Origin of the sequence: Halobellus captivus, from assembly GCF_003697845.1 — an archaeon.
Taxonomy (GTDB): Archaea; Halobacteriota; Halobacteria; order Halobacteriales; family Haloferacaceae; genus Halorubrum; species Halorubrum glutamatedens.
Window position 1 is genome coordinate 35,364 of the sequence record NZ_RDQE01000001.1, and the last position, 14,047, is coordinate 49,410.

At 56.6% G+C, this 14,047-nt stretch carries 11 protein-coding genes; 4 read left to right on the forward strand and 7 right to left on the reverse strand.

The features are described from left to right. Positions 1–45: 45 nt before the first annotated feature. Together EAO78_RS00165 and EAO78_RS00170 are read right to left on the reverse strand one after the other, a co-directional pair. On the reverse strand, positions 46–228 hold the full coding sequence (locus EAO78_RS00165; RefSeq protein ID WP_136516464.1) for a hypothetical protein: 183 nt from the start codon (positions 226–228) through the stop codon (positions 46–48). Between the two features lie 82 nt (positions 229–310). Beyond that, on the reverse strand, positions 311–583 hold the full coding sequence (locus EAO78_RS00170) for a hypothetical protein (protein ID WP_136516465.1): 273 nt from the start codon (positions 581–583) through the stop codon (positions 311–313). A gap of 79 nt (positions 584–662) precedes the next feature. Between EAO78_RS00170 and EAO78_RS00175 the strand changes: the two genes are divergently transcribed. Next, positions 663–950, forward strand: a complete 288-nt coding sequence (locus tag EAO78_RS00175) for an Lrp/AsnC family transcriptional regulator (RefSeq protein ID WP_122103854.1) — start codon at positions 663–665, stop codon at positions 948–950. A gap of 29 nt (positions 951–979) precedes the next feature. Here the strand turns inward: EAO78_RS00175 and EAO78_RS00180 are convergent, their stop codons facing one another. The 4 genes from EAO78_RS00180 to EAO78_RS00205 form a co-directional block, all read right to left on the reverse strand. Next, positions 980–2,341: an AlbA family DNA-binding domain-containing protein gene (locus EAO78_RS00180; RefSeq protein ID WP_122103855.1), complete on the reverse strand. Its 1,362-nt coding sequence runs from the start codon at positions 2,339–2,341 to the stop codon at positions 980–982. A gap of 66 nt (positions 2,342–2,407) precedes the next feature. Continuing rightward, positions 2,408–3,946 carry a hypothetical protein gene (locus EAO78_RS00185; RefSeq protein WP_136516466.1) on the reverse strand — a complete coding sequence of 513 codons (1,539 nt, stop codon included), beginning with the start codon at positions 3,944–3,946 and terminating at the stop codon, positions 2,408–2,410. Between the two features lie 560 nt (positions 3,947–4,506). Further along, positions 4,507–6,234 carry a twin-arginine translocation signal domain-containing protein gene (locus tag EAO78_RS00195; RefSeq protein ID WP_136516467.1) on the reverse strand — a complete coding sequence of 576 codons (1,728 nt, stop codon included), beginning with the start codon at positions 6,232–6,234 and terminating at the stop codon, positions 4,507–4,509. A 114-nt stretch (positions 6,235–6,348) separates the two neighbouring features. Next, a complete protein-coding gene (locus EAO78_RS00205) occupies positions 6,349–10,770 on the reverse strand; it encodes an ATP-dependent helicase (protein WP_136516468.1) in 4,422 nt (1,473 codons plus the stop codon). A gap of 205 nt (positions 10,771–10,975) precedes the next feature. Here EAO78_RS00205 and EAO78_RS00210 point away from each other — a divergent pair, with 205 nt between their 5' ends. Together EAO78_RS00210 and EAO78_RS00215 are read left to right on the forward strand one after the other, a co-directional pair. Then, positions 10,976–11,950 (forward strand): hypothetical protein, encoded by a 975-nt coding sequence (locus EAO78_RS00210; RefSeq protein WP_122103860.1) that lies wholly within the window; start codon positions 10,976–10,978, stop codon positions 11,948–11,950. Positions 11,951–12,011: 61 nt separating this feature from the next. Next, entirely contained in the window at positions 12,012–12,329 is a 318-nt protein-coding gene (locus EAO78_RS00215) for a hypothetical protein (protein ID WP_122103861.1), read from the forward strand. Positions 12,330–12,336: 7 nt separating this feature from the next. Here EAO78_RS00215 and EAO78_RS00220 read toward each other — a convergent pair whose 3' ends face one another. Further along, positions 12,337–13,152: a hypothetical protein gene (locus tag EAO78_RS00220; protein WP_136516469.1), complete on the reverse strand. Its 816-nt coding sequence runs from the start codon at positions 13,150–13,152 to the stop codon at positions 12,337–12,339. 124 nt (positions 13,153–13,276) lie between these two features. On the opposite strand from EAO78_RS00220, the gene EAO78_RS00225 reads away from it, so the two are divergent. Beyond that, on the forward strand, positions 13,277–14,044 hold the full coding sequence (locus EAO78_RS00225) for a hypothetical protein (protein WP_122103863.1): 768 nt from the start codon (positions 13,277–13,279) through the stop codon (positions 14,042–14,044). Positions 14,045–14,047: the final 3 nt, after the last annotated feature.

Sequence of the window (14,047 nt, forward strand, 5' to 3'; positions counted from 1 at the left end):
TTGGCCACATCACCGGTTGATACAGCGTGTGAAGGCCGATCTGTGTTAGAGCTCAGCTAAGTCGTCAGCGAGGTCTTCGCCCTCAGCAAGCAGTGTCGCTGTGGCTTGGATGGACTCGGCAGCTCGGAATCCGAGGAATGTCTCCAAGGTCTCTACCTCGATTTCATTGTCGAGGTAGCGTTCGATCACGCTTTCAGGGTTGAGCGAGTCATTTTGTGTCCTATCCATCTGCATTATTCCTCCGTGGATGCTATTGCGTATGGCAGTTCTTGTCTCGTGTCGTTGGCTGTTCGAATCTGTATTACCGAGGTTATCGGAGCTCAAGGATGTAGTCCGCAACGTGACCGGAAAGGAACTCACGCACCTCTTCTTTATAAGAGGGGTTGATCGAGGCACAGGTCCGGTTCTTGTGGTACTGGATGTACCCCTGTTGGTGTAATTCGTCGAATGCTTCGTTGACTGTGGAGCTCCGTTCATCAGGGATTCCACTGGTGATCTGTTCGACCGGTTGGTATGTGCCTCCGAAGAGGTTGCGTCGCCACATCTTCGTAAGAATTGATGCCATACAGTCCTCGACCTCCATCGGTCCCCGGTCCACCTCGACTCGGCATAGTAGAAGGAGGGACAAACCTTCTTAAATGTAATCTCACACATACATCTGTATGTCTCCAGCAACGGCGAGACAGGACATTCAGACCAACACGCTCCTCGATAACATCACGATCAAGATAGTTGAAACGCTGCTGGAGAACCCGACTATCCCGTACACGAAGACCCAGCTAGCTGACGCAGCTGACATCTCCCGAGACGCACTGTACCGCCGCTGGAACGACCTCCAAGCCTACGACATCATCCAGCGAGCAGAGGACGAGACTGGCGGAGATTACTGGACTCTCAATCAAGAGGCAGATGCTGTCAAAGCACTCGCCACCCTCATCCACCGCCAGTGATTCGTCCGCTACTACCGACGTACAGCTGGTTACTCTGGTGGCGAATCGGTGCGGCGTTCCTCGACGAACTGGCGTAGATCCATACCGTTCAGCTTGCGGCTTTCCGATCCTCGCCGCTGATAGAACCGGCCGTTCTCGCTGTACGGGATCTCATCAGCCTTCTCGATTTCAGCGATGAGCACATGCCCGCCGTCGATTTCCTCTATCTGTGTGAACCGGATCGGGGATCGCGGATCGACCCCGTCTTCGATGATGTTCAACAACCGTTCTTCAACCCGTTGTGGATCCTTCCCTGTGCCTGTATTCTCGATCCCTACTACTGTGCCACTATCTGCAACACCGACGAGGAGATACCCGCCTTCGGCATTCGCTAAGGCAACGACCGCCTTACGGATCTTCTGTTTATCCGAGATCGTCTTTTTGCCTTCAACCGTCGGGGACTCGTACTGGTCAATCAAATCCCTGATCTCATCGACGGGGAGGTCTTCCTTGGTCACACTGGATGTTGGCACGATATCTTTCGCCAAGTAGTGTGCACCGACCAGGTCGGTCGCAACAGCCTGTCGATCGGAGATGTCACCAATCTCGCGTTGGTCGAACGAGACCATTGTCCCATCGTCGTGGGGCTCTGCGTCCAAGACCTGGTTCCGGATGTTCGTCGTTGCACCAACCTGGGTAAGCGTGTTCGTCCCTTTCTGCCAGATACGGAACACCCCCTCCGCATCCGGGTACGGATCTTCAAAATCACCCAGGTCGTATGTTTCCCAGTCGAACCCCATCCACGTCTCCGAGGTCACATCATCCCACTGTTCCCACGTTGAGATCGTCTCCTCTCGCATGCCGGGCTCGCCGTCGTCCTGTTCGAGTTTCCCACCGCGTCTCCCGGAACTGCGGGGACCTGACTGCTCATAGCCAGGGATCATGTACCCGAAATTGGCGGTCGGTGATTGACGGGAGACGAACCGGTACCCCGCGATGTAGGCGGCCTTGAGCCCGACTAAGTCATTGACTGTGGCCAGCTCGCCGATAGTCCGGGTCGAGGTCAAACTCGACTGTTCCTCATCATCGCCAATATCGTCGATCGATGCCCAACACACCCGGTACTCGGCACTGTATTCGTCCGCAATCGCCCACAGACACGGCGCTGCCGTATGCGGATCCCGGTGCGGCATCTCGTCTGAATCAATCTCATTCCCCATGCGCCATATTCGGTCATGAAGATCGGTCCGGCTGTGCCCGACGTACTGGACCCCGCTCAACGATTTATGCGACACCAGGTAGATGCCCGGTTCCTGTGGAATGACGCCAAGCTCCCTGGTGGGGAAAAGCGGTGTCCACTCCGACCAGTTGATGACCGGATGGACGATCGGAACTGTCCCGGAAGCTGCCATTAGCTATGATGGTATCTCCACTGAATAAGGTCTACCGGCTGGACAGGTCCAAAGCAGTAAGAGCCATCACGGATCATCGTACAGGCCACCCAGTCGCTCCTGCAGGTCCTGGATGATGTCACCGCTGAGTTCCTCGACGGCGTGGTACCAGTCCGGACCGTGCCCGTCCTCGTCCGGGTTGGTCTCGTGGTGGCCGAGTTCGTGCAGTACAGTCCCGATCCGCCGCGGTGACGGCCTATCCCAGTCATCGGCGAACGCGTTGAGGTACACGGTCTCGTCGCCCGGGCTGTACGTGGCGTGGGTCTGTCCGTCCTCGGTGTCCTCGCTGATGTAAGCGAGTTCGAAATCGACACCGTATGTCCGGGTCCGGGGGACGAGTTCATCTTCGACGTACTCGAGGAACGCTTCTTGCTCCGGTTCGGGATCCTCGATGACCTCGATGGACTGGCCGTCGGTCTGGTCACTGTACCACTCCTGGACAGTGGGGCAGTGTTTGGTCAGGATCCCGCGGACGTTCCGGCTGTACTCGTCGGCATTTTCCATCGGCAGCTGGCGCTGCATCCCCCACGTCAACGCGATAGACGGGGTCTCGTTCGTATAGACCAGGAGGTCCTCCGGTTCGGTACCGAACCGGCGTTCGATGTAGTCCTGCTGGACACTGCTGGAGGTCTTGTGGCTGAACTGGGAGATGTACTGGGTGACATAGTCTTCGCCGAGCTCATCGTCATCGAACAGATCGAGGCGATCGTTGATCAGGCCCTGCATCAACTCGGTCCGGTAACTGTTGTCCAGCTCGTTCCGCCGCTCAGTCACCGGCGTCTTCTGCCCCACATTGAACACGAACGGGAACTCCTCACCCGTCGTCACCGGAATCCCCAGCTCATACACGCCGCCGTCGCCCGGCGACGTCTTCCTGACCTCAACCTGGGTACGGCGCTTTTCCTCCTGCTGGACACCATCCTCCGCAGTCAAGGTGGGAAGGTACTGTCGTTCCAGTTCGGCGTCCGGCTCCTCGTGCGTATAGACATCCTCACGCACCGGGGCAGCATCCTCGCCGTAGATCTCCAGGTACAGGTCCTGGTCCTCCGGCATCCAGAGCCGCTCAACGAAGTCCTCGACCTCCTGTAAGTCGTCGTCGGTCCACTCCGTGTTCGTCCCGTACACGACCGTCCCTTCCTCGCGTCGGGCATCCGGGTACAGCTCCCGGGAGGCATCCACCACGTACTCCTCCCGCGCCTCATCGTACGCGGCATCGAACGCGAACCGGAGCCCGCCACCGGTCGAGCTGATCACGGTCTCATCGCTGGCCCCGATGAACTCCTTGACACCACGGCCGAACCGGCCCCGCTTCTCCGGATCATACTGCTTATCACCAGAAAACAGATCGTAGAACTGCGACAGGTCTTCCACACCGTCCCCGTAGTCCTCGACAGTGACGGACTGGTCACCGTAGTCCACCCGGACATACAGGTCAGAACCAGTGTCTAACGCGTTCTGGACCGGTTCACGCACCACCTCATACACATCCCTGCTCCGGTGCTGTTCCACCCAGCCAGAGACATCAACACCGAAGACACCGCCACTGCTATCATCGCTGTACGCCACCGCAAACCACCTTCAGCGGCCGTGCCCCGTCTCGGCAGTCAGCTCTCCTGCAGTTTGCCCAACTTCGTCACGGTAACCGAACACATCGAGGTCAGTGTCCATCAGGTATCCCACCTTGCTACCCCCGCTACGGGACACCAACAGGGGAGTACCTACCGAGACACCGGGTTTCGCTAGACTGGCTGTGTTCTATCCACCGTCAATCGAAAAAAACTGGATAAGGTGTGAAACGATCAGCCCTGTGAACGTCGGGGCATGCTCCATGTTCCGAACTCTCCTGGATCTTGGTCGTCCTCGATGACATCGCCGTGTGCGATAGCGTTGCGTCGTTGGCGGATCGTCTCGTGCATGAAAGTGCTGAAGATGCCGTCAAAGAAAGTGGAGATGAGGTTATGCAAGTTCTTCTGCTGCTGTGACCGATTCCTCCCTGGGAGTTTGAGCTCTGTCTCACCGTCTTGTTTAACGATATCGCCGCCGGCCTCTAGGACAAGGTCGGTGGGGAAAATTCGGCAGTGGTAGAACCGAACCCCTTGAGGAGATCACGACATGCTCAAAGAACACTAACTGGTCGATCCAATTTGTATTGCATTTCCACTTGGAGTAATCAGATACATGGTACCAGGATTGTCGCTGTCCTCTACAAAGACCATTTGTCCATAATTCGTGGGATCAGGGCTGGTTCCTCCGAGAGAAGTTTGAGTAACGGGGACAACCGATCTCCATTTATTCCCGTCATATTGTGTGAGCCACTTCTCCCCAACTCCGAGAGGATCCCAATTTGTCCCATCAGGGATTATAATGCCGCCTTCGGCAGGGTTGCCAGAGTTGCCAGGGGATTGAGAGACAATATCGGGGAAAAACTGCGTGTATCCCGCATTATCGGGAGATGTAACTTTATAGCTGCCATCTAAGGCAGTTTTTATAACTGTCACATCATGAGGATTTGGACCATTGACTTCTACGCCTTTGGCTCCATATATAACCATATCTGCTCTGGAGAAACTTCCGTCCTTTTCTATCCTTATATCTGTGTTTGGGTTGAATACAGTGACATCCCCGATGGGTCTGTTAACTTCAAAAACGGTCTCGCCACTGGCCCCTCCCAGAGAGGCCGCCGAAATCACACTATTTTGCAACGCGACCTGGTCTTCAGATGCCCCGAACCGGATGTCTATTCCAGACCCTTCACACGAAAACCCTTGGATTGCTCCTCTTGCAGACCCATGAAACGTGAGGTTGGCACGGTCAGAGTCAGAGACGGAAGACTTGTTATGGAATGTACATCCTCCGTTGATCGTGAAGGCTGCACTCGACAGCATAACGTTATCTTCTCCCCGTGTCGTAGCGAATGTTCCGCCCCACATACCGAACGTTGCACCGTCATGAACCAAACTCGGATATACCCCACTCTTTCCGAAAACCGTATAAGAGATATCAGATATGTTCTCTACATCACAGTTGTTCACCGTTGTCCGGAATGAACCTTGTAGAAGTACAGGGCCACCATGTATCTCAATGTTGTTCAATTCCCACCCGGAAGTGAGATATTGGTCCCTCCTGGCGTCTATACTAGGACCACTATTGGCACCGCCTTCTATCCTGAAGTCCGCCATTGTCACCTTAACCGTGTCATCTTCTGTCGTGTCTGTGTAGAATACCGGATCCCCTGTCTCCGGGTCAGTTATACACGGCCTGCCATCTGGACCCCCCATCCCACGAATAACGATATGTCCCCATCCATTTGGGATCAAAATGTTATTCTCAGTAATGTCCTCAGCCAGCCAGATATACCGGTATCCTGCATCGAATGCCGATTGGATACTGTCAAAGCATTCACTATATGAGGGGGAAACAACGGCCGTACCACCAGAATCAGGCCATAGTTTGCCAATGGATCCTTCTTCTGAACTCACCGATAATGCATTCACGGATCCTACATTGGTGGCATCCTTACCTTGGAGATTGAGATTACCTTGTGTATCGACGGAGAAGTTTTCGTTGTATCTTAGCGGGTTGTCACTCTCGATGTCCAGCGCGGCAGCTGAGGGCATCATCGCAGCAGCCCCTAATGCGGCTCCGCCGCCGGCGATGGCTTTCATGAATTTGCGGCGGCTCATCCCGGCGTGGTCGGCTTCGTCCCGGATCTGGTCATGGACTTCTTCAATCTCCTCGTCGACAGCGTCAGAATCAGTTCCGTCCTGATGTTTCTGGTCTTTGAGCTTCTGGAGTTCGTCTTCGAGTTCCTGGATACGTTCCTTGAGATTTTCGTCAATTGTGTCGTCGCTCACTGGGTACCGACCGAACTCTCTATTTGGTTGAATTGGTATTTAATGGTTGGTGTCTGGAGGGTTTAGCAACTGGACGGTGTCGGGTGGTTTTGGTTGGAAAAATGCCTCGGAACTCTATCGTTGGTAGCCTGAGTACAGGCGGATGGGTTCGTCGAGGTGGCTGGGGTCGAGGAACTCGTCTGCTGTGTCGGCACTGATGAGGTCCTCGAGGTCGTAGGTGTCGAAGGCGTCGTCGTGGTTGCCCATAGCTTGGTAGAAGGTGATCCAGGCTTTCTGCTCCTCGAACGTCTCGACGTCGTCGCTAGATTCTTCGAACAGGCCGGCGGAGGCGATGATGACGACCTTCTGCTTCATGCGGCTGGCACCGACGTTGAACCGGTTGGGTTCAAGCAAGAACTCGCTGATCTGGCTGATGTAGCCGCGGTCGGAGGCGGTCATCGAGAGGATCATCAAGTCTCGTTCCCCGCCTTGGAACCGTTCTACGGTATCGACAGCGGCATCCGGTGAGACGAACCCGATCACGTCACGTCGCTGTGCGCGGAACGGGACCACGACACCTGCCGTCACTTCCTCATCGTCCGCGTCCTCGTCGTCCGGGGCACAGATATCGACCGCGTTCAACACTTCGGCGATCAGTGCCTGTTCGACGGCATTGGTTTTCTGGGACTGGTTCTCGTTGTGGACCAGCAATGTCACCCGGTCGTCGGTGTTCAGGATGTCCGCGGCTGGGCCATCGACGTCGGGGATTTCGTCGCTGTCACTTGCACTGACGAGGTCGATGTCGTCGTCCTCGTAGAACAGGTCGGTGTGCATGTCGGCCGATTCCTGTGGGAGGCGGTAGGTGACGTTGAGGCGGTGGACGGGCAGTGTTTCGTCCGGCTCGTCGGGGACTTCGACGGGCCGGTCGAAGTACTCGATCTCGGTTTCGCCGCGGAGGTACCGGATGAAGTCCAGGGCTGAGAGGAACGGGACGTGTTGTTCGATGGGTTCGCGGTCTTCCTCCTCCCAGTCGTGTTTCTGGATCGGCTGCATTTGGCGGTGGTCACCGACCAGGATGACCTGGCCGTTCGCATCGACGTAGGACCCGACAAGCAGGAACAAGGGGAGATCCATCATGCTGGCTTCATCGACGATTGCCAGGTCGAACGGCGAGGAGTCCTGGGACTGCAGGAAGAGCTCGATGTCGTCGTAGTCGAAGGCATCGACCTCACCGATCATCCGGTTGAACAGGCCGCGTAGCGAGGTCGGGGTGGAGAAGAACACGACACGGTTGCTGGTGTCGCGGTCGTCGGCGAAGTATCGGTCGTACAGGTCTTCCAGCTGGGCGGTGTTGTCGTCCGCGTTATAGTTGATCGTCTCGACCCGGGGATCGTTGATACTCTGGCCCGCACTCGACATCACCCGGATGTACGCGATCTCGTCCGCACCGGTTCCCGGCGGACAGTCGCTGTCGAGGTCGACTGTGCCTTCCAGTGCTTCGTTGACGGCGGTGTGGGAGACCGCGGAGACGACCCCGCGGAACGGTTGGCCTTGGTGGATGGCTGCGTAGGCCCGGCTCAGCAGGGAGGGGGCGACCGTGAACTTGGTTTTGCCTGTGCCTGGTGGGCCTTGGAGCATGAGGAGGCCGTTGTCCACGTCCCGCACCAGGTCGCGTTGTGCTGTGTTCGGCCGCTGCCACCCCACCGTCACCGCCATCAACTGGATGTACTGCTGGATGACGTCTTCGTCCCAGTGGTCGATAGGGATGGCATCGCGGCGGCCGTTGTAGATCTGGCTGAGCCACCGCCGTAGCGGGGCGTCAAAGGCGTGTTGGAGGGATTCGAAGGCACGTTCCTGTGGGATCTGATCGAAGTTGGGGTCGAGGACGTACTGCTCGCCTTCCGCGACATACGTCTCCCACTCCTCGTCGATAGCGTCGTGATCGTCCGACCAGCCGCGGTGCCGCACGGTGTACTCACCCCACCACGGCCAGCCCCAGTGGAAGGTGCCCGCAATCGTGATCGTGCCGTCTCCCTCATCGATATCCGAGACAATGACGGTGGTCGAGTTCCCGATCGAGCTGGGATCGTCCGGGTCGTCTAACCGGTAGGCTTCCGGTCGGTCACCGTGGTCGTCCAACCGGGTCAACAGCATGAAGTCATCATCGGTGACCGAGATCGATCCACCGGTCAACCCGTCATGGACGTCCGGATCGTACGCGTCCCGATTACTGAGCAACAGGTCGCCCTCGATGACGTGGTCATCTGTATCGACGTTGGTGCATTCGAAAAGGAGTGAGGATCCGGAATCGACCCGTTCCTCCAACGGTTGCCGGTAGTAGTCCTCCAGGTTCTTCTTCGTGGTCTGGTACTCCAACCGCTGGTATTCGATACAGACATCGTCCAGGCTACGGGGGGCGAACGAGAAGTCAGCCAGCTCGGCGAGCTCGATCGGTTCTTTCGTGACGAACTGGTCGTTCGCATACCGATTGTTGGTTTCGATCGTCCGCTCGATGTGGTGAGATGACCGGGCGAACCGTTGTGCGAGCAGGGCCAGGTCAGTGTCCGTGATGCGGTCATCGGAGCCTGGTGTCCTGGTAAGATATGGGTCGAGGTCCTCGGGATCATCAGCCAAGTCTGGATCAAGTCGGTCGTGCCGGCCCCAGATGTATTCGATCGGGATCTGGTCGGTTTCCCGGTACTGCACCGGGTAGATGTGGCGTCCTACCCGGCGATCATCCGGTGTCCATACTGGTTCCTGGTGACTGTGGTCAAGGTTTGGGCCGGGATAGTAGCGGACGGTTCCGTCGAACAACCCTGCTTCGAAGATCCGAGGCAGCTGGACGAACCCGTCATCACTGATTTCCTCGATGTCCTCCTCATCCAGGAGGTCCTCGTCGTCGAGGGCGGTGACCGGTGCGCGCCAGTCGTAGAAGTCACCGTTCCACAGGAAGTGGCCGACGCTTTGGACCGAGCCGAGGCCGGGGAACCGGAGTGCCCACCGCCGACGGAAATCTTCCTGCATCAGGGACACCATTTCTTGGTCGATGCTGGGGCGGAGGCCCAGCAAGGTGCGGATCGGGCGTTGCCACTCCGCCGTTGGGTGGCGGCGGATCGCGTCCATCAACGCGTCCCGTTGGGTATCGCTGTAGAGGTAGAGATGGAGGAAGCCGTGGTCATCGTCCAGGTCGATATCGATGTGGGGTTGGTTCGACCAGTCAGGAGAGACGCGATCAACCTCGTCAGCTAACTGTTCGAAGAACTGGGAGAACAACCGGTTTTCCTCTGCCTGTTTCGCACCGGTTTCGATGGGAAGGTCATCAGGTAGCTCTGTCACCGTCCCACTGCGGCCGGACAGGGAACACTCGATGTAGGCACTGAGCAGGGTGACCCGGTCCTGGGCGAAGTCCTGCTGGACATAGAGATAGACCCGGACCAAGGATTCGGACGGATAGTCCGGCCCACCCCAGGCATCCCAATCCACGTCAAGTTCACCGTGGGCATCCTGGGGCAAGGCGTTCCCCGTACCGCGAAGCGGGTGGGCAAAATAGTCCGGCCCGTCACGGCCGTAATCATCGTCGATTTCGGCGAGAAACCGGTACGCGATCTGTGCCCGTTTCTGCAGGTTCGTGATATCGGCTTCCTGCCGGACCTGCTGTGTCAACTCTTCATCACGCGGTGTCAACCCGGCGTAGTCCCAGTGGACACTGCCTTCCGGATCATGCTCGAACAGGTTCGCAAAGTCCTCGATATCGGTGACCCCGAGCTCGTGGAGTGCCTGTTGTGTTCCAGCCTGCAGTCCCAACAGTTCGAGGCCCTTGTTCTCCGCACCCAGCGTAACGCAAAACGGTTCGTACTCACAGCCTGAACAGCGGCGAGCGATACGATTCGTCGTCCGCTCGAAATCCGTATCGAGGATGGTCTGGTCGAACGACCCGCCCTCTCCCAGTTTGAGTGCTAACTTTGCCTGGTACGGTTCTGTGTCGAAGCCCTCGGGAACATCGCCACTGAGATCGTTCTCCGGTGTGATGATCGTGACCGGGATCGAGTCCGGGACAGCAGCATCCTCGACGGCGTCGAGGTACTGTTCCAGGAGGATGGCGTAGATGGCGGCCTGGTACCGGTGATGGACCTTCTGCTCGCTGGAGGACTTGATCTCGTACAGTGTCGGAACAAGTCCGTCGTCGGTTGGTTCAAGTAACAGTGCATCTGCCTTCCCAGCGACCGGATAGGCCCCGATCTGGCCGGCGAGATGGGGCTGGTGGATGACCGTCGTGCCGAGCTCCGAGTTCGCCACGTCAGCGATGACCCCTTGGACCTCGTCCCGGCCTGTGTCGCTGTCGTCCTCCCAGGTCCGGGTAAACTCGATAGCTGTGTCACTGGTATCCGTGTCGTCGAGACCGAAGAGAGCGTCCGCCTCGTCGACGAGCTGTTCTAACTGGGCAAATTCGAAGTTGTCACCTTCCCCTGTCAGGACAGGGCTGACCGAGGCCGAGGACCAGTCACGCGCGTCGATCCGGTCCTGTGCGTCATCATCGTACTCCCACTGCAGATACATCGGACAGCTCTGAAGACGGAAGAACTGGCCAATCGCACTCGGGCTGAGGATAGGCCGATCGCCACGTGCTCCCATACCCCTAGGACCGAAACAACCCACCTCCTTAACAGTAAGCGTACTATCGGCCTCGCAGTTGACACACCCGGCATCGAGGAAAGACGCCCTGGACCAGGTCTTTCTTGATACAGTCCTTTGAACAGGAGAGATGTATGCCGAGACGGATGATCGTCGTCCGTCCACTATCCGTCTCTTCGGGGTGGAACACGACGAATACTCTGTGTCGAAGACGAAGGAGGAATTGGAGTCATTCATTTCGGAGGACACTGAGGCTATCTTTTTCGAGGCACCGAACGACGAGGATGTCGATGAAGGTGAAGGTATCCCCGAGCCCGGCTATCATATGACATCGTTCGTTTGGCGACCGTTCCTCCGCAATCCAAGCTTTGTCATCTATCTCCTCCTCGTTGGACTGATCCCTAACCTGCTCAAGGAGCTCTATCAGGAGCGAACCTTTGCCTCACTGAATCCGTGGACGTGGAAGGTTGGTCGGCGTATTGTCTCTGAGTGGAACGCCGCAATCGATCTCGCCGACCAACGGGGTATTCCGCTCATCAAGGTCGATAAGCCGATGCCCGCGGTCATCCGTGATCAAGAACATCACTGGACACCGCTCAGTGTGATCTTCCTCGTTGGCCTTCTCCTGGTGCTCGGCTATATCGCCTGGATCGCAGCGATTGGCTCAGTATTCGTCATGTGGGTTTATTTAGCGTTCTTCCTCGCCTTCCTGGCTATTGCCCGCTTCAAGGGCTATACCGTTAATTGGCGTCAGGTAGCTGTCGCTGTGGGCGTGTATTTTCTCCTAATCTTGCTTGCCAGTTACTTCGTGGTCGAGGGACCGACGCTGGGTGCCTCCATCATCGCTGAACTCGCAACCATCACCGTCCTGTACGTGCTGGCTATCATGACCCTCCGGGTCTGCATCTATCTCCCCTTCATCAAGGCCACCAACGACGAACGCAACACCTACATGATGCAGCAAATCATCGAAACAGCACAGGACGAGGACTACACCGATGTCTGCGTCATCGTCGGAGCCAGCCACCTCGACCACTTCGAGGACCTCTGTGACATCCGCGATGTCACCTGCCCAGAACCAGTCGACATGCGAACCTGGGACTAACTCACTACCGTGTGTACCTCTTCTGCTTAGATATAAGAACGAGGTCAGTGTAAATGCGTGTATGGAGATTGACGCCGACGAGTTCAAGAAGAACCTAGAGAAGGCGTTAGAGGAGCAATCCGGGCTCCGGATGAACGAGCAGAATGAGATCCCGTTCGAGCAATTGTTCACAGAGGAGTTCATGCAGCTGTACACAGAATTCGACTCTTTCGAAGCCTTGCTCGAGGCAAGTCAATGGGATGTCAAGGACGAGGACGATTTTGAGGCCATCCCGGAGGATGCGTTCGATACCTATGTCGACGAGCACACGGACTTCCCATCGTGGGAAGTTATGTCTCAGACTGCGGCTCAGCGGTTCCTTGAACGCCAATTCAACTGAAGTGGGGTTACTGACTGACCTGCCGCCCGAGCTTGGTGATCTCCGCCTCACTGTACCCTCCGTCACTCGAATTGATGTAGGCTTGTGTCTCGACGTATCCTTTCTCTCGGAGCAACCAAAGGTTATGATCCACGACATCTGACGACCGGCCCACTGCCTCAATCAACTCGTCACGATCAACCCGTGGATAGGTAGGATCCGCCCGGTATGACTGGAGTAACACGTCCAGGATTTCATCCTGCACCGCGTCATCCAACAAAATTTCCTCACCCAACTCTTCTGCACGCCACAGCGTCGTCGGTGTAATCGTCAGTGAACGCTTCCCTGGCCGGCGTTTGAAGAACCCATCATCTTTGGAGAACCGCCACACCTTGTTGATGACTTCTTCATCAACATCGTCAAATTCGTCTTGGAGATAACTGCACAGCATCTCACCCTGTGGCGTTGGCCAGAATGTGAATGGACGCTCCGCAAACCGTCGGTATGCCTCACGGATCAATTCATTCTGTACCCGCCGCTCGGTCGCAGATAACCCTTCTGTCGCACCTACGTCATGCTCCGTCGATGCCTCATCTCCATCCACCACATCGTCACTGGTATCGGACCGATCAGTCCCGTCCACGTACTCGCCACTGTCCTCTGGTCCGACTCTATTGTTCGACGTGTTGTGGACTTGGATCGCTAAAATACCCAGAGTGCCTAACATACCGATCACACCAGCAATCTCCACGAGCGAAAAAGGTGTATAGACGGTCCCGATCCCTGCAAGAACCAATGCGGCAAGCCAGGCAAGGATGAGCTTCCCGATGAACCGCTCAGTCACGTACTGCCCAACCGACATCCTATCACTGCAAGTATTCACAGACCAGTATTATAAGTCGTAGGAGAGCAGCCTCAACCAGACGGACCCACCTGATTTTTCAAGAGTTGTTGAGAAGTACCGAATTATGAGTCAAAACGATCGGACATCCCGGTTCATCGATGCAGAAGGCCCGAATGAGGACGCTGTCGAGTTGGCCTTCGCATGGCTCCATCAGCTCGGAGACCAACACGAGGACAAACGGGACGCTGTCCTGGCAGTGAATACGAAAAAGCAACTCGACGGAGTCATATCCACCGTTATCGGGGAACAGGCCGCAAAGGCATTGGACAAAAAGAATCCGGTAGGAGTCGGTGAAGCCGAGATCCAGCTCATGACGAAACGGATTGATCCATCGGGGTGGCAAAGCGGTCCTGTCCTCGCTATCTATCCAGACAAAGACCTGCTGGACAAGATCGACGGAATGCATGGTGTCACCGACGTTCTCGTCGTCCCCTGGTCCAAAGACGAAGTCCAATACTGGATCGATACATGGGGCGCGTCAGCCCTCCGGTCAGACGCGAGTGGATCTAGCCCTGACCTCGGCAATTCTATCGTCGAAGAAGCACTGGAAACCCTTGACCTCCTGGTTAACACATCAACCGGGATCACCCATCCGTCCGACCGGTCCACCTGCATCGAGATCTTCAAAACACTACACAACGAAAGAATATCCTTCGATCCCGATGCAGTCAGAGCCTGGCTGGTCGCACAAAAACACTGGGATCCCGACGATGCTGATGACGTGAAAGAAATCTCTGAAGGCGTCCAAGACGGGAAAGGCTTCCAGTACGAATCCGGCCGCCTCAGCAACGACATCATGGAACAGTGGGAAGAACAGGCCAACGAAGACTAATCG